Here is a 24,738-nt window from a genome sequence, read left to right as displayed (position 1 = left end):
TAATTTAGTGCATTTATACCTTTAAATTTATACCATGAAAAATTCGAAACTATTTCTTTTTATTATTTCAATCGCATTCATTTTAATTTCTAGTGCACAAGAAAAAACAGTTCCTATCTTTAAAGATGGAGAAGCGCAAATAGTGGATGCTTTTAATACACCCGATAAATGGATTCGTCATGATTTATGGGTAGAAACTGAATTCGATACCGATGGTGATGGCAAACAAGATAGAATGCATGTTTCGGTTACACGACCTATTCAGACCGATACGGAAGGGTTAAAATTACCAATAGTTTACATTACAAGCCCTTATTTTGCAGGTGTCGCTAGTGATATAGATGGAATAATGTGGAATGTAAAACATGAATTAGGGGAATCAACCAAAGACCGTGTTCACCCAGAAGTCATTCGTAGGGGAGAAAGACCAATTATTTCGAATTCACATATAAAAAAGTGGGTGCCAAGAGGATATATTGTGGTACATTCTTCTTCTCCCGGAACTGGGCTTTCTCAGGGCGCACCTACCGTTGGAGGTAACAATGAATCTTTAGCTCCTAAAGCAGTTATTCAATGGCTCTGTGGAAAAGGAAAAGGATATACAAGTCCAGATGAGAACGAAGAAGTAGAAGCCTTTTGGTCTACAGGAAAAGTAGGTATGACTGGTACTTCTTACAATGGAACTTTACCTCTAGCAGCAGCAACAACAGGTATTGAAGGATTAGAAGCAATTATTCCTATTGCTCCAAATACTTCCTATTATCATTACTATCGCTCTAACGGATTGGTACGTTCGCCAGGAGGATATCTAGGTGAAGATATTGATGTGCTGTATGATTTTATACATAGTGGTGATGAAGCGAAACGTCCTTATAATAACAAAACAGTACGTGATACTGAAATGAAAAATGGTATGGATCGTATTACAGGTGATTATAACGAATTTTGGGCAGGCCGTGATTATATTAATGACATGGAACCTATGAAAGCAGCCTTGTTAATGGCACACGGTTTTAATGACTGGAATGTAATGCCAGAACATAGTTACCGTATTTATAATGTTGCTAGAGAAAAAGGAATTCCTTCACAAATTTTTTACCATCAAAATGGACATGGTGGCCCACCTCCTATTACCATGATGAATCGTTGGTTTACGCGTTATTTACATGGAATTGAAAACGGAGTTGAAAACGATGCTAAAGCTTGGATTGTTAGAGAAAACGACGATAAACAAAATCCAACTGCCTATAAAGATTATCCCAATCCAGATGCTTCAATTGTAACGTTACATTTAAATCCTGGAGCTCCAAAAACGGGAATGTTAACGACTTCAAAAGTAAATAGATACGGTAATGAAACCTTAGTTGATGATGTATCTATCGATGGTTCTTCCCTAGCAAAAGCTCCTGAATCTAATCATCGTTTACTATTTCTTACTCCTCAATTTTCAGAAGACGTTCATATTTCAGGGATTGCAAAAGTTGCTATTACGTTGTCTAGTAGTAAACCTGCTGCCAATCTTTCGGTTTGGCTAGTTTCACTCCCTTGGAATGATGAAAAAGACGCTAAAATAACTGACAATATCATTACACGTGGTTGGGCAGATCCTCAAAATTATAAGTCTTTGACCAATGGGGAACCTTTAGAAGATGGTAAATTTTACAGAGTTGCTTTTGATTTGATGCCAGACGATCAAATAATACCAAAAGGACAACAAATAGGACTCATGATTTTTTCGAGTGATAAAGAGTTTACTTTATGGCCAGAAGCAGGAACTGAGTTAACAATCGATTTAGATAAAACTAATCTAGATCTCCCAATTGTAGGAGGCCTAGATGCTTTTAATAAAGCATTGAAAAATTAAACTTTGTCAGACTGAGCGCAGCCGAAGTCTAAATTAATTCTTTATCAATTTTTTAGAAACTGTCTTATCTTCAGATTGTAGTTGCACAAAATACATTCCTAATGCTAAATCTGAAACATTTATTGCAAAGTTTCCATTTTCTGAATTCTTTATTTCTGAAAGAACTACTTGTCCTTGAATATTATAAAGAATTACTTGTGTTTCAGAAGAAAAATTAGATAATTGAATTTGTATCATTTCTGAAGCAGGATTAGGACTTATTGAAAAATCTACTGTAGAATTACTTTCAATTACAAGTATAATCGCTACTTCATCATCTAAAAAATCAGGTATGTTATTAGCATTGGTATCATCATCAATAGGAGTCCCATTGCCATTATAATCTTCGAACACTGATAAAACACCATCGCCATCATCGTCATTATCTATATAATTTTCAATGCCATCTGAATCTGTATCAATAAAGATATAAGTAACACCATTAAAGCCTGCTCCTATTCCAGTAATTTCATCGATAGTATCCACATTATCATTATCATCATCTTCATCTAAATAATTAGGAATACCGTCATTATCGGTATCATCATTTCCTGGATAACCGTCTCCATTTAAGTCTTCTTGTTCTGTAGAAACACCATCATTGTCATTATCGATACAATCGATTACTTCTAAAGTCACTTCAGAAGTTGCGAATAATCCATCAGAATTCTCAACTCTAGCATATACCGTTTGAGGATTTAAAATATTAACATATGGTGATGCAATAGGATTTATATTATTATTTGCATCTAAAAATGTTTCATGAAAGCTTACGGTTACATTACTTTGATTTCCTGCTACATCACCTTCAATTAAGCTAAAATCAAACGATTCAAATCCACCATTTCCAGTATCACAAACAGAGAACGTTGTATTATACGCTTCCACTGTTTCACCCTCAAAGAAACTAAATCGCCAAGCTTCATTATAAGCTTCCCAAGGAGAATCACTGGTGTTTCTTCCAGGAGCAGCAATCCCTTCTGTACCATCAATATTTTGAATACCTATTAAAGTATTTCCATTGTTCCATGTACCACAAATAGGTTTGTCTTTTATATATACATCAATATTATTGGTCGTTTCATACATCACTATTTGAAACGTAGAAATAATATCATTACATTGAAAATGAGGAACCAGATAAAAGTTAACTACAAACCTTCTGTTTGGTGCAGTACCATATTGCGCATAATTTACTTCATCAGTAGAACTTACACTAGAATCCATATCATGATAGGCTCCAAATATGGCATTGTTAGTTTCCATCGTTGTACTAGGTAAATCTTGATCAAAAGTCCAAGGGCAAAATCCTCCAGCCAATGTTGTATCAAAATTTATAATTCCATTACCTCCAATAACAACATCATTATAGGTGTTCCCATAAAATTCGAAATCGAAACCAATAGGAATAATCCCAGAATAAAGATCATCTGAATTAGTATTAGCATTTGCCTGAATATATGAATGTGGTGGATTAAAGCCAATCGACTCTACTACATAATCTTGTGCAGTAATAGAACATGCAACAAAGGATAGCAATAATAAAAGAGTAATTTTTTTCATAATAGAGTTTTTATGCATTTAGTAAAAAAACTAAGTTAGACTTTTTTTTACTTAAAAATATATCAAATGTATAAGTGCATTGGTTTATTGGATGAATACTTAGGTTTTTTGTTTAAATACATTTATAGCTTCCTGTCTATTTCAAAATTATTAATAGTATATATTTGCAGCATGAAACGAGCATGTTAAAATATTTATCACCCAACGAAATGACTAATAGCGACAGCATGCCCGTACTGAGCTTGTCGAAATGCGACCGTAAAAAAAATAATATAGACACATGAAACAAGTTTCTAGTCTTCAAAACCCATTGATAAAGCAAGTATTATTACTTCAAGAGAAATCTCGTGAACGTAAAAAAACTGGTTTATTTATTATTGAAGGACAACGCGAAATTGAATTGGCTATTAAAGGCAATTTTACCTTAAAAACTTTACTATATTGTTCTGATATAGTTTCAGAAGAGAGTGAAGTTATTACTGCGGTAAAGAATTCAAATTCTGAAGTCATTGAAATCACATTAGAAGTATATAAAAAAATTGCCTATCGCACTTCTACAGAAGGAATTATCGCTATTGCAGAAAGCAAAAAAAAATCACTTGAAGATTTAAAATTTACCAATCCTAACCCGCTAATTTTAGTAGCTGAAGCTCCCGAAAAACCTGGAAATATTGGAGCAATTTTACGTACTGCTGATGCTGCAAATGTAGATGCGGTTATTATTGCAAATCCAAAAACAGACCTATACAATCCAAACATTATACGAAGTAGTGTTGGATGTGTCTTTACTAATAAAATTGGAACAGGAAGTACAGATGAAATAATAGCTTTTCTTCAAGAAAAAAACATTGCTATTTATGCTGCTATTTTACAAGAATCTGTACCCTATCACACTTGTAATTTTAAAGAAAGTACTGCTATAGTAGTGGGAACTGAAGCAACGGGACTTACACAAGAATGGCGTGATAAAAGCGCTAAAAATATAAACATTCCAATGCAAGGAGAAATAGATTCAATGAATGTTTCTGTAGCTGCTGGAATCCTTATCTTTGAAGCCAAGAGACAACGTGGACTTAATTAGATAAGCTTAGTCTTAAGTTTCAAATAAACGTTTCAACATACAACAAATCAACATTACATGTCGCCACAAACCCTTTTTTACATCATCATCGGTATATTAATTGTTAATTTTATCGTTGATAAAGTTCTTGACACTTTAAACGCAAAACACTTTAATGATCCTATTCCAGAGGAGTTAAAAGATGTATACGAGCTTGATGAATACCAAAAATCGCAAGCCTATAAAAAAGAAAATCAACGTTTTGGAACTATCGCTTCTACCATTTCAATACTAGCAACCTTACTTTTTTTCTTTTTAGATGGCTTTAAATATGTTGATGAAATCGCTAGAAGCATTTCAGATAATAACATTATTATCACTTTAGTTTTCTTCGGAATTATAATGCTTGCAAGTGATATTCTTTCTACTCCTTTTGGTTATTATAAAATCTTTGTCATTGAAGAGAAGTTTGGTTTTAACAAAACAACAAAAAAGCTCTTTATCCTCGATAAAATTAAAGGCTTGATGATGATGGTACTTATTGGAGGACTTTTACTATCACTAATTGTTTGGTTTTATGAAACAACTGGAAGTCAGTTTTGGTTGTATGCATGGGCAATGATTGCTGTTTTTTCATTTTTTATGAATATGTTTTATGCAAAATTAATTGTTCCCCTTTTTAATAAACAAACTCCTTTGGAAGAAGGCAGTTTACGCTCTAAAATTGAAGAGTATTCAAGTCAAGTAGGATTTAAGTTGGATAATATATTTGTAATTGATGGCTCTAAAAGAAGTACCAAGGCTAATGCGTATTTTTCAGGATTTGGTTCTGAAAAGAGAATCACTCTTTATGATACTTTAATTAATGATTTAGAAGAAGATGAAATCGTAGCAGTACTAGCACACGAAGTGGGTCATTATAAAAAGAAACACATTGTCTTTAACCTTACGGCATCTATTGCTACTACAGGATTTACATTATGGTTATTATCCTTATTTATAGGCAATCAATTATTTTCTGATGCATTAAATATTTCAGATCCTTCATTTCATATAGGCTTAATCGTTTTTGGAGTTTTATACAGCCCTATTTCTGAAATCACAGGGCTCATAATGAATTACTTTTCTCGAAAGTTCGAATATCAAGCAGATGATTATGCAAAAAATACTTTTGAAGCAACTCCTTTAATTTCTGCATTAAAAAAATTATCTAAAAATAGCCTAAGTAATCTTACGCCACACCCTGCATATGTAACTGCTCATTATTCGCATCCTACTCTTTTACAACGTTCTAGGAATTTGAATTCTTAATCGATAAAAAGTATTCAAAATTTGTCATAAGAAAAATTGTGGCTTTTCAGTATTTTTTGTTGTTTGTTTCAATTCGAAACATTACTTTTAATTTATGACTGAAGAAGCCCTCGAGATAGAAAGAAAAGAAATTGCAAAGCAATACAAATTGCTTTTAAAAATTAGTTATCGTGATCTTTCTAAGGATGATAAAAAATTAATCCGTAGCGCTTTCGATGTGGCAGTTGATGCCCATAAAGAGCAAAGAAGAAAATCTGGTGAAGCTTATATTTTTCACCCGATTGCAGTTGCAAAAATAGTTGCTTCAGAAGTTGGCTTAGACGCAACCTCTATTGCAGCGGCTCTTTTACATGATGTTGTTGAAGATACTTCATATACCTTAGCTGATATTGAACAATTATTTGGTGAAACCATTGCACGAATTGTTGACGGACTTACTAAAATTTCTAGCATGTCAGCAGATAAAGATGTTTCGCTACAGGCAGAAAACTTCAGGAAGATGTTACTCACACTAAATGAAGATGTTAGAGTAATTATTATAAAAATTGCAGACCGTTTGCACAATATGCAAACCATGGATGCTATGCCTCCTCATAAACAAGTTAAAATTGCATCTGAAACTTTATACATTTATGCACCATTAGCACATCGTATTGGGATGTATAATATTAAAACAGAGCTTGAAAATTTAAGCTTAAAATATACAGAGCCAGAAGTTTATAATGATATTTTTAGTAAGATAAAAGATAGTAAAGAAGAACAGGATGCTTACATCAATTCCTTTACAAAAATTATAAAGAACACCTTAGATGAAGAAAAACTTGATTATGAAATTAAGGGAAGACCTAAATCAATTTTTTCGATTCGAAGAAAGTTATCTGCACAAAGCATTGATTTCGATGAAGTGTATGACAAGTTTGCCGTTCGAATTATTTACCGTAGTGACCGAGATGATGAAAAATTTATTGCTTGGAAAATATATTCGATAGTAACAGATCATTTTAGACCCAACCCTACAAGGTTACGTGATTGGATTTCTTCACCAAAATCTACAGGATATGAAGCTTTACATATTACTGTAATGGGGCCTCAAGGTCGATGGGTTGAAGTTCAAATTAGAAGTGAGCGAATGAATGAAATTGCAGAGAAAGGTTTCGCTGCTCATTATAAATACAAAAACAAAGCAAAAGATAAAGTAGATGATGGTTTAGACGCTTGGTTAAATAAACTACAAGAAACTCTAGAAAACCAAGAAATAAGTGCCGTTGATTTTGTTGAAGATTTTAAACTCAATCTGTATACAAAAGAAATTTTTGTATTTTCTCCTAAAGGAGATTTGTATTCTTTAGCGAAAGGAGCTACTGCACTAGATTTTGCTTTTCATGTTCATACAGAAGTTGGTTTACATACGCGAGGAACAAAAGTAAATGGTAAGCTTGTTCCTTTAAGCCATCAACTAAAAAGCGGAGATCAGGTTGAGATCATGACATCTAACAAAGCAAAACCTTCAGGAAACTGGCTTGATTATGCCACTACAGGTAGAGCTCGAAGTAAAATAAAAAATGCATTAAAAGAAGATGAAAAAGTAATTGCGCAAGATGGAAAAGTAATTCTTGCACGAAAATTAAAGTCATTAAAAATAACTTTAGATGAAAAAACAATTAACCAATTAGTCGTTTATTTTAAGCTAAAAACTAGTCTAGATTTATATTTTAGAATTGGTTCGGGATTAATTGATAATTCAAAACTTAAAGATTTTGCTACTTCAAGAAATAACGCATTTATAAGTTTCTTCAAAAATAGAATCAGGAAACCTAGCAATCCTGAAGATTTGCATAAAGAAGAAATTACTGAAAATTTCGATCAAATAGTTTTTGGTAAAGAAGAGGAGACTTTTGATTATAAAATTGCTGCATGTTGTAATCCAATACCTGGAGATTCTGTTTTTGGATTCACAACTGTTTCAGAAGGCCTTAAAGTGCATAAAAAGAATTGCCCTAACTCGCTACAATTACAAAGTAATTACAACTATCGAATTTTAAAAGCTAAATGGGTCGATTCATCGCAAAGCGATTTCAAAGTAGAGTTATTACTTTCAGGAATTGACACCATAGGCTTAGTTAATAATGTAACAAAAGTAATTTCTAATAACTTGCTTATCAATATGAAAAGTGTTCACTTTGATAGTGACGATGGAATTTTTACTGGAAAAATTATTGTAGTGGTTAAAAACATTAGCGTTCTTAAAAACTTAATAAAAAATATTAAAAAAATTAACGGTATCGATAAAGTAACACGAGTATAATCGTTAACTTTGAAACTTGTTATGAGTACAAAAATTAATTTAAATAATCAGGCCATTGTTAAAAACGTATTTACTGCGTTTTTAGAAGAAAAAGGGCATCGTAAAACACCGGAGCGTTATGCAATTCTCCAGGAAGTTTATGATCACAATGATCATTTTGACATTGAATCTTTGTACATAAACATGAAAAATAAAAATTATCGTGTTAGTAGAGCTACACTCTATAATACGATTGAATTATTACTTGATTGTTCTTTAGTACGAAAACACCAGTTTGGTCAAAATCAAGCACATTACGAAAAATCATATTTCGACAAACAACACGATCATATCATTTTATCTAATGGGGAAGTAATAGAATTTTGCGATCCTCGTATACAATCGATAAAAAAAACGATTGAAGAAGTGTTCGATATTGATATAATTAACCATTCATTATATTTCTACGGAAATAAAAAAACACCTGATTCATCTCAGGAAAATTCTTAATATCTATGGCTGTAGACTTACTACTTGGATTACAATGGGGAGACGAAGGAAAAGGAAAAATTGTTGATGTCCTCACAAAAGACTACAATATTATTGCACGCTTTCAAGGAGGCCCAAATGCTGGGCATACCCTTGAATTTGATGGAATAAAACACGTACTAAGAACTATTCCTTCAGGGATCTTTCATGAAGATTCTATGAATGTTATTGGTAATGGTGTGGTAATCGATCCCGTTGTTTTTGTTAAAGAACTTGAAGGCCTTGATCCATATAATATTGATTATAAATCAAAATTAATTATTTCAAGAAAAGCACATGTTATTTTACCTACACATCGTTTATTAGATGCTGCTTCAGAAGCTTCAAAAGGTAAAGCAAAAATTGGTTCTACGCTTAAAGGAATTGGACCAACATATATGGATAAAACCGGAAGAAATGGAATTCGTATAGGTGATTTAGAATTAGTAGATTTTAAGCAAAAATATCGTGCATTAGCAGACAAACATGTCGCTCTTATTGATTTCTATGACGTAGATATCCAATATAATTTGAATGAAATGGAAGCTGAATTTTTCGAAGCTATTGAACGTCTAAAAGAACTTAAGTTTATCGACAGTGAAGAATACTTTCACCAAGCCATGAAATCTGGTAAGACTATTCTTGCTGAAGGTGCACAAGGTTCTTTATTAGATATCGATTTTGGAACTTATCCTTTTGTAACATCATCTAATACAACAGCTGCAGGCGCATGTACTGGTTTAGGAGTTGCTCCAAGTAAAATAAAAGAAGTATACGGTATTTTTAAAGCGTATACCACACGAGTGGGCTCTGGCCCCTTCCCTACTGAATTGTTTGATGAAGTAGGAGTTAAAATGGCAAAAGTTGGTCATGAATTTGGTGCCGTAACTGGAAGACCTAGAAGATGTGGTTGGTTAGATTTGGTTGCTTTAAAATATACCTGTGAAATAAACGGGGTTACTCAACTAATGATGATGAAAGGTGATGTTCTTTCAGGATTTAAAGAATTAAAAATTTGTACTGCATACAACTATAAAGGGAAAGTTATTACACATTTACCTTATAACATCGAAGAAGAAAATGTTACACCTATCTATTCCACGTTTAAATGCTGGAAAGAAGATTTAACTAAAATGACCGATGCAAGTCAGTTACCAGATGAGTTAAATGAGTATATCAATTTTCTTGAAAAAGAATTAGAAATTCCAATTAAAATAGTATCAGTAGGTCCAGATAGAAAACAAACCATCCCTAGATAAGTACGTTTTCTTTAGTATCTTCGTTTTTTACTTAACCAAAAAAGATTAGTATTTGAAATCTTCAAATTATTTTGTTCTTGTCTTTTTTATTTTCTTCGGAATAACATTCCAAGCACAAGAAACTGAACCTGAAAAAGAGAAGCAAAAAGTAAATATAAAATCTGGTTACCTTGAAAAAAAACCAGAATTTCCAGATGCTGTAATTTATACAAAAGATAATTCAGGACAAGTTTATATTGTTCATGAAGGTATTGAAATGTGGTGTGACCAAGCCTATGTCTACACTAAAGACAACTTTGTAAAAGCATATGGTTCTGTAAAAATTATACAAGAAGATACAATTACCATGACCAGTAAGTATGCTGAGTATAATGGTAATACCAAATTTGCCTTTGCAAGTGGCGATGTTCTTTTTAAGGAACCAAAAACCACTTTACAAACCGATACGCTTTATTTCGACAGAGTAAAACAACAGGCATTTTACAGAACTGGAGGAACAGTTATAGATACTGCTAGTGTACTTACCAGTAGAATCGGGCGCTATTTTGCTGAGACTAAGAAGTATCAATTTTTATCTAATGTAGAAATTAAAAATCCTGACTATACTGTTCATTCCGAACAATTAGATTTTTATTCTGAAACCGGTGGTGCTTATTTATATGGAAAGTCTACTATAGTTAATGAAAACAGTACTATATATTGCGAAAGAGGTTATTATGATACACGTGAAAATACAGGGTATTTTGTAAAAAACTCAAGAGTTGATTATAATAACCGTATTCTTTACGGGGACAGTATCTATTTTGATAGAGACAAAAATTTCGCTTCTGCGACGAATAATATTAAAGTATTAGATACTTTGAATAATAGTATAATAAAAGGTCATTATGCTGAAGTTTTCAGAGACAAGGATTCAGTATTTATTACAAAAAGAGCACTTGCCATAACAGTTCGTGACAATGATTCAATTTATATACATGCAGATACGTTACAAGTTACAGGTAAACCAGAGCATCGGATTATAAAAGGTTTTTATAGAGCTAGAATGTTCAAACAAGGATTGCCTGGAGAAGAACCTACCAGTGGAAAATGTGATTCTATCTTTTTAAATCAAAAGGAAGGAATTACAAAGCTTCTAAGAAACCCTGTTTTATGGAGCGGCGAAAATCAAATGACAGGTGACACCATTCATATTTTATCAAATATTGTAACCGAAAAACTAGACACTTTAAAAGTATTTAATAAGGCATTTTTGGTTCAAAAAGATAGTTCAGGATATAACCAAGTAAAAGGAGAAAGACTCATTGGTTTATTTACTAATAATGAATTAGACACCGTTAATGTTGTTAAAAATGCACAGGTAGTATTTTATTCTAGAGATGATAAAGAAGAACTCGTCGGTATCAATTATACGGTAAGTAGTTCAATTCAAATGTACCTGGAAGAACAACAAATTACAGGCATACGTTTTATTAAAGAAGCAGATGGAAAGTTACATCCTCCTTCTGTATATCCAGAAGATCAACGATTACTTCCTGGGTTTATTTGGAGAGGAGAGGAACGATTACATAAAGTATCAGATTTATTTAATGGTAAACCTATTCCTATTCTGACTAAAATAAAAGGCTTACCATTACCAGAAGATGAAGGCGAATTTTTTGACGATATTCCTGAAGAAGATCTAGAAATACCAGATGCTTCAAAGCTAAAACTAAAGGATTTTCAAAATAACCCCGATGATCCAAAGGCAAAAACTCAGAAAAAAGAAAAAGATTCTCCACCTAATAAAGAGAACTAATGCTTAACGATTTTTTCACATATCAAGCCCAAACTACTCCTCACCCACTTGCATTAGAAATTTCTCATGCTAAAGGCTCTTATATTTTTGATACTACTGGAAAAAAATATCTTGACTTTATAGCAGGAGTTTCTGCTTGTAGTTTAGGACATGGACATCCAAAAGTTGTTACAGCGATTAAAGATCAATTAGATAAGTATTTACATGTGATGGTTTATGGAGAATTTGTTCAGCAGCCAGCAGTTGAATTATCAAAGTTATTAGCAAGTCACTTACCCGAAATATTAACAACAACCTACCTTACTAATAGTGGTACTGAAGCTATAGAAGGAGCATTAAAACTTGCACGAAGAGCTACAGACAGAAAAGAAATCATCTATGCTGAAAAAGCCTATCATGGAAATACCATGGGAGCTATGAGCGTTATGGGCTTTGAAGAACGTCGGTCTGTTTTTGAACCTCTTATTCCTGAATGTCACTCGATACGTTTTAACTCTGAAGAAGATTTACTGCTAATAACTGAAAAGACTGCGGCAGTAGTTCTTGAAACTATTCAAGGTGGAGCAGGATTTATAATGCCTACAAATAATTATTTAGAAAAAGTAAGAAAGCGTTGTGATAAAGTAGGTGCTTTATTAATTTTAGATGAAATACAGCCTGGATTTGGAAGAACAGGTAAGCTCTTTGGTTTTGAACATTATAATTGTGTTCCAGACATTTTAGTTTTAGGTAAAGGAATGGGAGGTGGAATGCCAATAGGTGCTTTTACAGCTTCTGAAGAACTTATGAAAAACCTACAACACAGTCCAAAATTAGGGCATATTACCACTTTTGGAGGTAATCCTGTAATCGCTTCAGCTGCATTAGCTACCTTAAAAGTATTAACTGAAACCTCCTTAATTTCAGAAACGATAGTAAAGGAGAAATTATTCCGAAATCTATTAACACACCCACTTATTAAAGAAATAAGAGGCAAAGGCTTGATGCTTGCTTTATTGGTAGAATCTTCCGAAATTGCTTCAGAAATTATTCTTTTATGCAAAGAAAAAGGAGTACTACTATTTTGGTTGTTATTTGAAGATAAAGCAATCCGTATTACACCTCCTCTAACCATTTCAGAAGAGGAAATTAAGGAAGGCTGTGCTATTTTAATAGAAGTATTTAATACCATCTTCAAAAAAAGAGCCTAACTTAAGTTCTATTTTGCAAACACATATACGTTAAAATTTGTGTTAATAACTAGGTTAACAACAATAATGGTACAACTATTTAACTTTAAACTACATTACTATCTTTAAATATAAGAAAATATACCCCTTGTAGATGCAATTGAGCCCTAATGATAACAACAATTTTTCTTTGACCCGCTTCGAGTCAATGCTAAAAACAAATAGCGTGTTATTTTTTGACTCAAATGAATTTGAAGAAATAATTCATCATTATCTAGAAAATGGGAAAATGGCATTAGCCAAAAAAGCCACAAAATTAGGCTTAGAACAACACCCAGCATCTATAAACCTTCGTTTATTTCAAGTTGAAATGTTTGTATTTGAAAATGAGCTTGAAACCGCAGATAAGTTATTGAATGAACTGTCTTTAATAGAACAATCCAACGAAGAGATTTATATTCAAAAAGCCAATATATTATCTCGAAAAGACGACCATAAATCGGCTATTGAAATGCTTGAAAAAGCATTAGAATTAACAGAAGATGAATCAGATGTTTTTTCTTTAATTGGTATGGAATATTTATTTTTAGAAGATTTCGAAAATTCTAAATACTACTTCATGAAATGCCTTGAAAATGATGAAGAAGATTTTTCAGCGCTATATAACATCATTTATTGTTTTGATTATTTGGAGCAAAATGAAGAAGCTATTATTTATCTAAATGATTTTTTAAATACTAATCCTTATTGTGAAGTTGCATGGCATCAAGTAGGTAAACAATATGCAACTCTTAAAGATTATAAAAAGGCACTAGCAGCATTTGATTTTGCTATTATTAGTGACGATAATTTTATTGGCGCTTATTTAGAAAAGGGGAAAGTTCTTGAAAAATTAAATAGGTATCAAGAAGCTATTGAAAGTTACACAATTACCTTAGGATTAGATGATCCTACATCATTTGCTTTATTGAGAATTGGTAAATGTTACGAGAAATTACAAGTAAATGATTTATCCCTACAATTTTTCACAAAATGTGTTGAAGAAGATCCTTTATTAGATAAAGGTTGGATAGCAATTACAGATTTTTATTTTAGAAAAAAGAATTTTAAAAAAGCACTTTACTATATTGAAAAAGCAATCAATATAGATAGTGAAAATGTACTCTATTGGAAGCGATATGCCAAAATAAATGCAAAATTAACTTTGTTTGAAGAAGCAGAACATGGCTATCGAAAAACATTAGAGCTAGGAAACTATGAACTAGATACTTGGCTTATTAGAAATGATATCCTATTAAAATTAGGTGAGTTTAAAGCCGGAATAAATAATATATTTCAAGCATTAGAGTTTTACCCAGAATGTTCTGAATTAGAATATCGTTTAGCAGGTTTGTATTTTAATTTAAATGATGAAACTAAGGGTGAATATCATTTAAAGAATGCTTTAAATCTAGATTCTGAATACATTATAATACTTGAAGAGCTTTTCCCTTCAGTATTTAAAACGAAGATTGTTCAAAAAATAATTTATACTCACAAAAACACTTCCCTTTAATTTACCTATTTTTGGGCAATAGAACTTTTTCAATGCCTTCACGTAATTTACTTCAATACTTTATTATTACTTTAAAAGGTCTAGCGATGGGTGCTGCTGATGTTGTTCCAGGTGTTTCTGGAGGAACGATTGCATTTATTTCTGGAATTTATGAAGAATTAATAGACACGATACATCAGTTAGATTTTCAATTTTTTAAAAAGTGGAAAAAAGAAGGATTCTTTATTGCATGGAAATCCTACAATCTTTCTTTTTTACTAGCGTTATTTTTAGGAATTGCAATAAGTATTATTTCATTTGCAAAAATTATTTCTGAATTATTAAAAGAACATCCAGTTTTAGTTTGGTCATTTTTCTTCGGTTTAGTAATTGCAAGTATACTTTATGTAGGAAAACAGATAACAAAATGGGGCATACCCACTTGGACTTCAATTATACTAGCAACTGCGATATCCTATTATATAACACTAGCGGAACCTATAAGTACTCTAGATAGTACTTGGTTTTTATTTTTTGCTGGCTTTATAGCAATCATAGCTATGATCTTACCTGGTATTTCAGGTGCTTTTATTTTATTATTATTAGGTGCTTATCAATCGATATTAGATACAATTAATCAGTTAAGAGATGGAGTTACTACTTTAGATTGGAAACTTTTTTCGGATGCATTTGTTAAGATATTAGTATTTGGTTTAGGCGCAATTATTGGCATAAAAATTTTCTCGAAAGCACTGAACTGGATGTTTTCAAATCATAAAAATATCATTTTAGCAATACTAACAGGATTTATGATTGGCGCATTAAATAAAATTTGGCCCTGGAAAGAAGTATTAGAATACCGCATGAATTCACATGGAGAAAAAGTACCTTTTCTTGAGACAAGTGTTTTACCTACATCCTATGCTGGAGAACCTTTTGTAATTTATGCTATACTTTTTATGATAATAGGTTTTTTATTAATTTTTATTTTAGAACGTGTTTCAGTAAATAAAAAAAATACAAATGATTAGGGGGCGAAGAACATTCAACGATAATATTTGGCTTGTTTTGAAAGGACTTGCTATGGGTGCTGCAAATAAAGTACCTGGCGTATCTGGAGGTGTTGTTGCATTTGTTGGAGGTTTTTATGAAGAATTTATTTATTCACTACAAAAAATAAACTCGAAAGCCTTTGTACTCTTATATAAAAGAGGTTTTAAACGATTTTATCAATACATAAATGGTAAGTTTTTAGGTAGGTTAATACTAGGAATGATTATCAGTTATTTTAGTGTTTCAAAAGTTTTAGATTATTTAATTGAACATTTTGAACTCTATGTTTGGAGTGGATTCTTTGGTCTGATTATAGGCTCAATCTACTATTTAGCAAAAGATTTTGGTGCTTGGAGAAAAAAAAATATCGTCTATTTATTATGTGGAATTATTGCAGGACTAAGCATTAGTTTTTTAGAACCTGCAAAAGAAAATGATCATTTAATATTTGTATTTTTATGTGGAATTATTGGGGTCTCAGGAATGACATTACCCGGTCTTTCAGGTTCATTTATATTAATTCTATTAGGAAATTACGTGTTACTATTAGTTGACTCTGTAAATGCACTATTTGATACTTTAACTGAAATGATTCAAGGAGACTTCAGCTTTTTACAAAACTCGTTACGCATTAGATTATTAAAAGTATTAGCTGTTTTTTCAATAGGATCATTAGCTGGGTTGGTTACTCTTTCTCATGTTTTAGGATATTTACTGAAGCATTTCAAAAAAATTACATATGCAGTAATCATAGGTTTTATAATTGGATCTTTAGGCGTTGTATGGCCATGGAAAATAAAACAATATGATTTAGATGCTGCTGGAAATATAAAGTTTGATGCCAATGGTCGTGAGGTAATTTCCTACTATAAACGATTTTTTCCGACAGAATTTTCGCACGAAACTATCTTGGCAATTATGTTTACTATTGTAGGAATATTAATAGTTTTAAGCTTAGATTGGTTTAAAAAAGATTGATGTAATATTATGGCGAAATATGGACTTATCGGAAAAAATATAGGATATTCATTTTCGAAACATTTCTTCACGGCTAAGTTTGAAAATGAAAAAAGACAGGATACTTACCAAAATTTTGACCTGCAAGATATTAATGAATTTCCAAAATTAATTTCTGAAAATTGCGCCCTCAGGGGTTTAAATGTAACGGTACCCTATAAGGAAAGCATTATCCCTTTTTTAGATAAAATAGATATCGAAGCTAAAGCAATAGGTGCTGTTAACACCATAAAGTTTATGAAAAGCGGCAAGCTAAATGGCTATAATACTGATTATTATGGATTCGCAAAAGTATTAACTGAAATCCCCCCATTGAAAGAACGTACGGCATTAATTTTAGGAACAGGAGGCGCTTCAAAAGCTATAACCTATGTGTTAGATACTCTAGGCTTTAAAATTATTTTTGTTTCTAGAACTAAAAAAGAAGGGACTATAACATACAATGAATTAACACAGGAAATTATATCTAGTCATTATTTAATAATTAATTGTACTCCATTAGGTACTTTTCCTAGGATTGAAGAATTTCCTAATATTCCTTATCAATACCTTACAAACGAACATTTCCTTTTTGACCTTACGTACAATCCTCAAGTTACTAGTTTCATGAAATTTGGGAAAATTAAAGGCGCCAACACTTGTAACGGCATGAAAATGTTAGAATATCAGGCTGAAAAAGCCTTGACTATTTGGAAACGATAAAATTTAATTCAATTTCAATCAAATAAAAGTACTCTTCCTTTGTATATTTATGACTTGTTAGTATCTTGAACTTAATTCTATAATTTTGAACCTTAACATTGAAAGAAATGTCTGAAAAAGAATTGCCTAAAGAAATGCCAGAAAAGGAAAATACTATTGAAGAAAATGAAGTAGTAAGCAGTAGTGAGCCATCAGAGGATCCTCCTGAAACTGAAGAAAAAGTTAAAAAAGAAGAAGAAAAAACTGTTGTTTCATCAGAAGATATTATTGAAAAAGATGAAGTAGTAAAGAGTAGTAAAACTTCTGAGTTTAAAACTAAAAATGATGATGATGATGATGAAGCTATTGTTTCATCTGAAGAAATTCATGAAGAACCAGAAAATGAAGTAGACGAAAACATAAAAAAAGAGTATCACACTCTTTCTGAAAGTGAACTTATTTCAGAATTAAAAAAATTAGTTTCTGAAAAACCAATTCAAAGTATTAAAAATGAAGTTGAGGAAATTCGTGTAGAATTCAGCTCAAAATTTAATGAAGAATTAGAGGCTAGTAAAGAGAAATTCTTGGCTGAAGGCGGTAATATCATTGACTTTCATTATTCATCTCCATCTAAAAAAGAGTTTAATTCTGTTTATTTTAATTACAAAGAAAAACGTAATCATTTTTACGAAAATTTAAAAAAGGACTTAAAAGCTAATCTTCAGAAAAGAAAAGAACTTATAGAAGAATTAAAAGGCTTATTAAATGCTGAAGAAAGTATTAACACTACCTATAAGCACTTTAAAGACATACAGGAAAGATGGTTTGAAGCTGGAGCAATCCCTAAAGATAAATACAATCTTATTTGGAATACTTACGACCATCATGTTGAAAATTTCTACGACTTTTTACATTTAAATCGTGAGTTTAGAGATTTAGACTTTAAACATAATTTAGAACATAAATTAAGGTTAATTATACGTGCTAAAGAACTAGCTCAGGAAGAAAACATAAATAAGGCATTTCGTGAATTACAAATGCTTCATAAAATGTGGAAAGAGGAAATTGGTCCTGTAGCAAAAGAATATCGCGATGAAATTTGGGATAAATTTAGTGAAGCCACTAAGATAATTCATGATAAGCGTTTCATTCAAATGGAGGCTTTAGAAAAAGAATTTGAAGTAAATTTTGAAAGTAAAAAACAAATCATTGATGAAATTAATAGTATAACTCAAAAGAAAAACGCTAATCATAAAGAGTGGCAAAACGCTATTAAGGAAGTACAAAGTTTACGGGATACATTTTTTAGTTCAGGTAAAGTTCCTAAGTCAAAAAATAAAGAAATTTGGGATTCATTTAAAGAAACTACCCGTAATTTTAATAAAGATAAAAATACTTTTTATAAAGACCAGAAGAAAGAGCAGTTTACCAATCTTGAAAAGAAATTGGAACTTATAAAAATTGCAGAAGATAATAAAGACAATGATGATTTTGATGTGGTAACACCTTTAATGAAAGAAGTACAAAACAGTTGGAAAAAAATTGGTCATGTTCCTAAAAAAGACAGTGACAAAATTTGGAAGCAATTTAAAAATGCTTGTAATCATTATTTTGATAAATTACATTCTAAAAAAAATGAGGCTAATAAAGAAGAGTTAACTCATTTTACGCTAAAAGAAGAATTTTTAGCATCGCTTAACGAATTTACATTAGAAGGAAATCATGAAAATGATCTTGCTCTAATAAAAGACAAAATTAACTCTTGGAAAAAAATTGGTAGAGTACCTTATAATAAAAAAGATATTGAACAAAAATTCAATAAAAAATTAGACAGCTTATTTAATCAATTAGATATTGATAAGAAAGAGATTGAGTTAATTAAATTTGAAAATAAACTTAATACACTTGCTTCTGAAGATGATATTAGAAAACTTCAAAACGAAGAGTTTTTCTTAGGTAAAAAAGTAAGTGAAGTTCAAAATGAAATTAGACAATTAGAAAATAACCTTGGATTTTTTCAGCATGTAGACAAAAACAACCCTATGGTTAAAGAGGTCTATAAAAATATCGATACCCAAAAAGACCAATTAGATGTATGGAAAAGAAAACTTTCTAAAATTAGAAAAGTAAGAAAGGGTTTATAAAATTATATAAAACCAAAAAAAAAAACCTTCAGTACATACTGAAGGTTTTTTTTTACATATTTCAGTAAATTATTTTTTAGTGACTGGAGGAGCATTTAGTTTTGCGCTCATTTCCATTGAAATAGCAGAACGCTCATACTTCATTTTCCCCGCACCAGATTCGATTACACAAGTTCCATCATCATATAATTCTAGAATTTTTCCATGTAATCCACTTTTAGTAATCACTTTATCTCCTTTTTTAAGTTCTTTAGCAAAACTCTTTTCTTGCTTTTGACGTTTCATTTGTGGTCGTATCATAAACATATACACCACAACAAACATCAATAATAAAGGAGCAAAACTTTGTAAATTTTCCATATTAAAAATTCAAACGAATTATTTAGTAGTCGGTATTACCTTTGGAGCTGTATTAACAGCACCACCTTCTTTAGGAGTTACAAAAGCTTTAATTTTTAAAGTTTCCTTACCAGCTTGAGTATTTGCAGTAATAGTTACTGTTTTACTTACTTGGTTTTTTCCACTACCATTAAATTTAACTAATAATTCACCTTCTGCACCTGGTGCAATAGCTTCTTTAGGAAATGTAGGAACTGTACAACCACAGCTACTTTTAGCATCTACGATCACTAATGGAGCATCTCCATTATTTGTAAATTTAAATACATGTTCTACATTTGTACCTTGATCTATTGTTCCAAAATCGAATTCAGCTTCATTAAAAGCCATTACAGGAAATGTACCTGCGTTAGCATCACGTGTTTCAGCATTAACTACTTTTTCTTCACTTACTTTATCCGCAGCATTTTCTTTACAAGAAGTAAAGGTAAAAGCAGACATCACAGCTACAATTAAAATTGTTTTTTTCATTATAATATATTTTTGTTTTTAGCAGTGCTAAAATACTTATTTTTTTTATTCTATTTAAGTCCTCGACCTATTTTATTCAATTTATTAGTTTCTGAAAAATCTTTCACTAATTTATCTAATATTCCGTTTATAAATATACTACTCTTTGGAGTTGAATATTCTTTTGAAATTTCAAGATATTCATTAATGGTAGCACGTACAGGAATTGATGGGAAATATAGAAATTCTGAAATTCCCATTTTAAGAATAATCATATCAAGGCCCGCAATTCTTTCTTTATCCCAATTTGGTGTCTTTCCTTCAATTTCAGAATACAATTTTTCATCATTTGTAATTACTTCTCTAAATAATTTTAGAGCAAAATTACGATCCTCTTTATCTTTATATACATCTGGAATTAAGACTGTCCCTATATTTTTTAATGAAATTTTAGAAAGCATTTTTACCATTAATGTATTCACCAATGGGTAATCATCAAGCCATGTTAAACGCTTATCTTCTAGATATTCATATAATTTTTCATTAGGTGCTATTATTTCTTTATAAAGCCTAATTAAAAATTCTTGATCCTCTTTAAAAGAAGGTTCTTTTTTAGCAAGATACGCTGCGTACCATTCTTGTTCCCTTAAAATATTGTAAATAATAGCTGCGTATTCATCATCCTGCTCCCAATAATTAAGTTTTTTCTTTTTAATTATTTCAGAAAAGCTAGCATGTGAATCTATTAAGGCAAGTACTTTATTTTCAATGAAGTTCCGACTTGGATTTTTCTCTAACTCAGTTGCTAAATGTTTCTTTTTAGAAAGAACCATTTTATTTTCTGCTTGATCTTTAAGAGCTAATAATAATTGAAGCAATAACAAATACAAGTCTTGCATTTGCTCCATATTATAAAGTAGAAACTTTTCCTGTTTAGTTAAATCTTCTTGTCCAGATTTATTTAATGAATAAACTGCCTGCATTACTTTAACTCGTATATGTCTTCTTGTAAGCATATTTTAAAGAACTTAAATAAATATTATAGCACAAATTACATTATAAAATGTGCTTTTTTAAAATTTCAGTTTAGCTATTTTTTAGCTTTCTGGCGTTAATTCTACCTATTGCTACATCGAATGCTGCTTGATGTGTTGTTACTCTATTAATTTCAGCATTCTTAAGTATTTCTAGTGTAGTATTGTAAATATTTTCTGTTTTTCTTATGATTTCTTTACGATCATAATTTTCTAATTCTGCATACACATTAATAATACCACCTGCATTAATTAAAAAATCTGGTGCATAAACAATTCCTCTTTCTCTAAGCATTATACCATGCTTTTGTTCTTCAGCTAATTGATTATTTGCTGCTCCAGCAATTACCTTTGCTTTTAATTGAGTAAGTGTACGATCATTAATAGTAGCACCTAAAGCACAGGGAGCATATATATCCATTTCTTCTGCATAAAGGTTATCACCTTCATAAATGGTCACACTATATTTATCGCGAATTTCTTCAAGACGTTCTCTATTAATATCGGCAATAAAAACCTTTGCTCCTTCATTTGAAAGATTTTCTACTAAAGCCTCCCCTACGTTTCCAATTCCTTCTACATACACTACTTTATCTTCTAGAACATCACTTCCGAAAGCATATTTTGCAGCTGCTTTCATTCCCATAAAGACACCGTATGCTGTAATAGGTGAAGGATTACCAGCGCCTCCTTTTTCTTCAGAAATACCTGTAACATAAGGAGTCACAGTTCTTACTAAATCCATATCACTCGTAGCCATTCCAATATCTTCTGCTGTAATATATCTTCCGCTTAACGAATGAACAAATTCTCCAAAACGAAGCATTAACTCAGGTGTTTTTTGAGTTTTAGCATCACCAATAATTACTGCTTTACCTCCCCCTAAATTAAGACCTGTAATTGCTGCTTTATATGTCATCCCTCTTGAAAGCCGTAAAACATCATTTAAAGCTTCCCATTCATTATTATAATTCCACATTCTAGTACCTCCTAAAGCAGGTCCCATTACTGTATTATGAATTCCTATTATTGCCTTTAATCCACTATCTTTGTCGTTGCAAAAAACGATTTGTTCATGGTCATCGAATGACATTTGACCAAAAACTGGATCTAATTTTTGAAGTTCTTTTGTGTTTACTACTTCAGTAGTCATATCTTTTATATTTTAAAATATCCATAAAAAGGACGGGCAAAAGTAATTGTTTACTAAGAGTATTGCAATGTAAATATAAATTAAATACGAATTTGTTAATAAAATTATTGTAGCATAAATGAAAGAATTAAAGAGCCTTAATCATTATTTTAAAAAATACAGAGGACGATTATTATTAGGATTTATTATAACAATTATCGCTACAGTATTTAAAGTGTTTGTGCCTCAGTTTATTGGAGACACAATAAATATTGTTGAACATTATATTAATGATGACATTTCAGATTTAGCCCTTGTTAAATCTGAATTACTAACGAACATTTTATTAATTATTGGCACTACCCTTTTAGCAGCATTTTTCACTTTCTTAATGCGTCAAACATTTATTGTAGTTTCTAGGTATATTGAATTTGATTTAAAAAATGAAATATTTCAGCAATATGAAAACCTTTCATTGGGGTTTTATAAGAAAAATCGAACGGGTGATTTAATGAATAGAATAAGTGAAGATGTATCAAAAGTTAGAATGTATGTCGGTCCAGCTTTAATGTATAGCATTACTAATATTACATTACTTATCGTGGCATTAACATACATGTTTTACAAAGCACCTATACTTACCCTTTATGCAATAGCCCCTTTACCTATTTTATCGATTGCAATATATAAACTAAGTGTTGCCATACATAAACGTAGTACTGTTGTACAAGAATATTTGTCAAAATTAACATCTTTCGCTCAAGAAAGTTTTAGTGGAATTTCTGTTATTAAAGCGTATGGAATAGAAACTAGAACAAATAAAAATTTCGTGAATTTAGCTGAAGGTAGTATGGATAAGAATATAGATTTAGCTAAAGTTCAGGCCTTATTTTTTCCACTAATGGTCTTATTAATTGGGCTTAGTAATATTCTAGTACTCTATATAGGTGGGAAACAAGTCATCGATGGTATTATTGATTTTGGAACTATTGTAGAATTTTTAATTTATGTAAACATGCTTACATGGCCCGTAGCAGTAATTGGATGGGTAACTTCTATGGTTCAACAAGCGGAAGCTTCTCAAAAAAGGATCAATGAATTTTTAAATGAAGTACCTGAAATAATAAATCATTCAGAAAAAGAAACACCTATAGATGGAACCATTGAATTTAACAACTTAACTTTTACCTATCCAGATACAAATATTACCGCATTAAAAAACATTTCATTAAAAGTACAACCCGGTGAAACCCTATCTATAATAGGAAATACAGGTTCTGGTAAATCTACGATATTAGAGTTGATAGGCAGATTATATGATGTTGAGAAAGGTCAATTAAAAATTGATAAAACTAATATTTCTCTATTAAACCTTTCAAGCTTAAGAAGTGAAATAGGCTATGTACCTCAAGATGCATTTTTATTTAGTGATAGTATTTTGGAGAATATAAAATTTGGAAAAGAGGATGCTACCAAAGAACAAGTGATTGAAGCAGCAAAAAATGCAGCAGTACATGATAACATTAATACATTCAAAAATAAGTATGAAACCGTTTTAGGAGAACGTGGAATTACGTTAAGTGGTGGACAAAAACAAAGGGTTTCTATCGCTAGAGCTATTATTAAAGATCCTAAAATATTATTATTTGATGATTGTCTTTCAGCAGTTGACACAGAAACTGAGGAAGAAATATTAAAAAACTTATCAAAAATATCTCAAGACAAAACAACAATAATTGTGAGTCATAGAGTTTCTTCAGTAAAAAACTCAGATCAGATAATTGTATTAGAAGAAGGTCAAATTATTCAGCAAGGCTCTCATAATGAATTAATAAACACTGAAGGATACTATAAAGAATTATACAACAAACAACTTTTAGAAAAAGAAATGTAAATTTCTTTATTGTTTTTGGTTTTTTTTTTAGATTTTTGGCATAACATATATAAAATAAAATTATGAGTGATCAGAATATGATGGAACGTGAAGAAATTCATTCTAAAGTAATGCGCGCAGGAAGACGCACCTATTTCTTTGATGTTAGAGCGACAAGAGCAGGCGACTATTACCTAACCATTACTGAAAGTAAAAAATTCACGAATGACGATGGATCTTTTCATTACAAAAAGCATAAAATTTACCTTTACAAAGAAGATTTTTCTGAATTTAAAGAGAATCTAGATGAAATGATTGATTACATCATTAATGAAAAAGGGGAAGAAGTAATTAGTGAAAGACATCAAAAAGATTATAAAAGAGAAGAAAGTGAAGAAAGTGTAGATTCAGAAACAACAAGTGATGAACCTACCGTTTCTAGTTTTACAGATATCGAATTCGACGATATATAATTAAAATATATTGCAACATATTTAAACCGTCCTTAATCTAAAGTTTTAAGGACGGTTTTTTTATATCTTTAAC

The 24,738-nt window shown here is 31.0% G+C and carries 20 protein-coding genes; 15 read left to right on the top strand and 5 right to left on the bottom strand.

What is annotated here, in order from left to right; translation table 11 throughout:
* The first annotated feature begins 34 nt into the window (after window positions 1-34).
* Complete coding sequence (locus tag ABXT64_RS11210; protein WP_443633023.1) at window positions 35-1,864, top strand: Xaa-Pro dipeptidyl-peptidase; 1,830 nt, start codon at window positions 35-37, stop codon at window positions 1,862-1,864.
* 33 nt (window positions 1,865-1,897) lie between these two features.
* On the opposite strand, the gene ABXT64_RS11205 is transcribed toward ABXT64_RS11210, so the two are convergent.
* Entirely contained in the window at window positions 1,898-3,466 is a 1,569-nt protein-coding gene (locus tag ABXT64_RS11205; RefSeq protein ID WP_443633022.1) for a T9SS type A sorting domain-containing protein, read from the bottom strand.
* Between the two features lie 280 nt (window positions 3,467-3,746).
* Between ABXT64_RS11205 and ABXT64_RS11200 the strand changes: the two genes are divergently transcribed.
* From ABXT64_RS11200 to ABXT64_RS11145, 12 genes are all read left to right on the top strand, one after another.
* A complete protein-coding gene (locus tag ABXT64_RS11200; RefSeq protein WP_443633021.1) occupies window positions 3,747-4,547 on the top strand; it encodes a TrmH family RNA methyltransferase in 801 nt (266 codons plus the stop codon).
* 57 nt (window positions 4,548-4,604) lie between these two features.
* A complete protein-coding gene (locus ABXT64_RS11195) occupies window positions 4,605-5,837 on the top strand; it encodes a M48 family metallopeptidase (protein ID WP_443633020.1) in 1,233 nt (410 codons plus the stop codon).
* Window positions 5,838-5,931: 94 nt separating this feature from the next.
* On the top strand, window positions 5,932-8,142 hold the full coding sequence (locus ABXT64_RS11190) for a RelA/SpoT family protein (protein ID WP_443633019.1): 2,211 nt from the start codon (window positions 5,932-5,934) through the stop codon (window positions 8,140-8,142).
* A 21-nt stretch (window positions 8,143-8,163) separates the two neighbouring features.
* A complete protein-coding gene (locus ABXT64_RS11185; RefSeq protein ID WP_443633018.1) occupies window positions 8,164-8,631 on the top strand; it encodes a Fur family transcriptional regulator in 468 nt (155 codons plus the stop codon).
* A 5-nt stretch (window positions 8,632-8,636) separates the two neighbouring features.
* Window positions 8,637-9,908, top strand: coding sequence for an adenylosuccinate synthase (locus ABXT64_RS11180; RefSeq protein ID WP_443633017.1), 1,272 nt, complete (start codon window positions 8,637-8,639; stop codon window positions 9,906-9,908).
* 52 nt (window positions 9,909-9,960) lie between these two features.
* Complete coding sequence (locus tag ABXT64_RS11175; protein WP_443633016.1) at window positions 9,961-11,706, top strand: OstA-like protein; 1,746 nt, start codon at window positions 9,961-9,963, stop codon at window positions 11,704-11,706.
* Entirely contained in the window at window positions 11,706-12,896 is a 1,191-nt protein-coding gene (locus ABXT64_RS11170) for an aspartate aminotransferase family protein (RefSeq protein WP_443633015.1), read from the top strand. Before ABXT64_RS11175 ends, ABXT64_RS11170 begins: the two co-directional genes overlap by 1 nt.
* Before the next feature lie 133 nt (window positions 12,897-13,029).
* On the top strand, window positions 13,030-14,430 hold the full coding sequence (locus ABXT64_RS11165) for a tetratricopeptide repeat protein (protein ID WP_443633014.1): 1,401 nt from the start codon (window positions 13,030-13,032) through the stop codon (window positions 14,428-14,430).
* A gap of 32 nt (window positions 14,431-14,462) precedes the next feature.
* Window positions 14,463-15,440 (top strand): DUF368 domain-containing protein, encoded by a 978-nt coding sequence (locus ABXT64_RS11160; RefSeq protein ID WP_443633013.1) that lies wholly within the window; start codon window positions 14,463-14,465, stop codon window positions 15,438-15,440.
* Window positions 15,436-16,440 carry a DUF368 domain-containing protein gene (locus ABXT64_RS11155; RefSeq protein ID WP_443634962.1) on the top strand — a complete coding sequence of 335 codons (1,005 nt, stop codon included), beginning with the start codon at window positions 15,436-15,438 and terminating at the stop codon, window positions 16,438-16,440. The genes ABXT64_RS11160 and ABXT64_RS11155 overlap by 5 nt, the downstream gene beginning before the upstream one ends.
* A 9-nt stretch (window positions 16,441-16,449) precedes the next feature.
* Window positions 16,450-17,181, top strand: coding sequence for a shikimate dehydrogenase family protein (locus ABXT64_RS11150; protein ID WP_443633012.1), 732 nt, complete (start codon window positions 16,450-16,452; stop codon window positions 17,179-17,181).
* A 107-nt stretch (window positions 17,182-17,288) separates the two neighbouring features.
* Window positions 17,289-19,304, top strand: a complete 2,016-nt coding sequence (locus ABXT64_RS11145) for a DUF349 domain-containing protein (protein ID WP_443633011.1) — start codon at window positions 17,289-17,291, stop codon at window positions 19,302-19,304.
* A 69-nt stretch (window positions 19,305-19,373) separates the two neighbouring features.
* Here the strand turns inward: ABXT64_RS11145 and yajC are convergent, their stop codons facing one another.
* The 4 genes from yajC to ABXT64_RS11125 all read right to left on the bottom strand — a co-directional run bounded on the left by yajC (window position 19,374) and on the right by ABXT64_RS11125 (window position 22,340).
* Window positions 19,374-19,664: a preprotein translocase subunit YajC gene (gene yajC, locus ABXT64_RS11140; RefSeq protein WP_443633010.1), complete on the bottom strand. Its 291-nt coding sequence runs from the start codon at window positions 19,662-19,664 to the stop codon at window positions 19,374-19,376.
* A gap of 18 nt (window positions 19,665-19,682) precedes the next feature.
* Window positions 19,683-20,174 carry a DUF1573 domain-containing protein gene (locus ABXT64_RS11135; protein WP_443633009.1) on the bottom strand — a complete coding sequence of 164 codons (492 nt, stop codon included), beginning with the start codon at window positions 20,172-20,174 and terminating at the stop codon, window positions 19,683-19,685.
* Window positions 20,175-20,224: 50 nt separating this feature from the next.
* Window positions 20,225-21,169 carry a transcription antitermination factor NusB gene (gene nusB, locus ABXT64_RS11130; protein WP_443633008.1) on the bottom strand — a complete coding sequence of 315 codons (945 nt, stop codon included), beginning with the start codon at window positions 21,167-21,169 and terminating at the stop codon, window positions 20,225-20,227.
* Between the two features lie 70 nt (window positions 21,170-21,239).
* On the bottom strand, window positions 21,240-22,340 hold the full coding sequence (locus tag ABXT64_RS11125; protein WP_443633007.1) for a Glu/Leu/Phe/Val family dehydrogenase: 1,101 nt from the start codon (window positions 22,338-22,340) through the stop codon (window positions 21,240-21,242).
* A gap of 118 nt (window positions 22,341-22,458) precedes the next feature.
* On the opposite strand from ABXT64_RS11125, the gene ABXT64_RS11120 reads away from it, so the two are divergent.
* Together ABXT64_RS11120 and ABXT64_RS11115 are read left to right on the top strand one after the other, a co-directional pair.
* A complete protein-coding gene (locus ABXT64_RS11120) occupies window positions 22,459-24,213 on the top strand; it encodes an ABC transporter ATP-binding protein (protein ID WP_443633006.1) in 1,755 nt (584 codons plus the stop codon).
* A 62-nt stretch (window positions 24,214-24,275) separates the two neighbouring features.
* Window positions 24,276-24,665 carry a PUR family DNA/RNA-binding protein gene (locus ABXT64_RS11115; RefSeq protein WP_443633005.1) on the top strand — a complete coding sequence of 130 codons (390 nt, stop codon included), beginning with the start codon at window positions 24,276-24,278 and terminating at the stop codon, window positions 24,663-24,665.
* Window positions 24,666-24,738 lie beyond the last annotated feature (73 nt).

This window comes from Candidatus Marifrigoribacter sp. Uisw_064 (assembly GCF_047730175.1).
Classification (GTDB): Bacteria; Bacteroidota; Bacteroidia; order Flavobacteriales; family Flavobacteriaceae; genus Marifrigoribacter.
The sequence above is the reverse complement of the archived record's forward strand: the minus strand, read 5'-3'. Positions and strand labels throughout refer to the sequence as shown.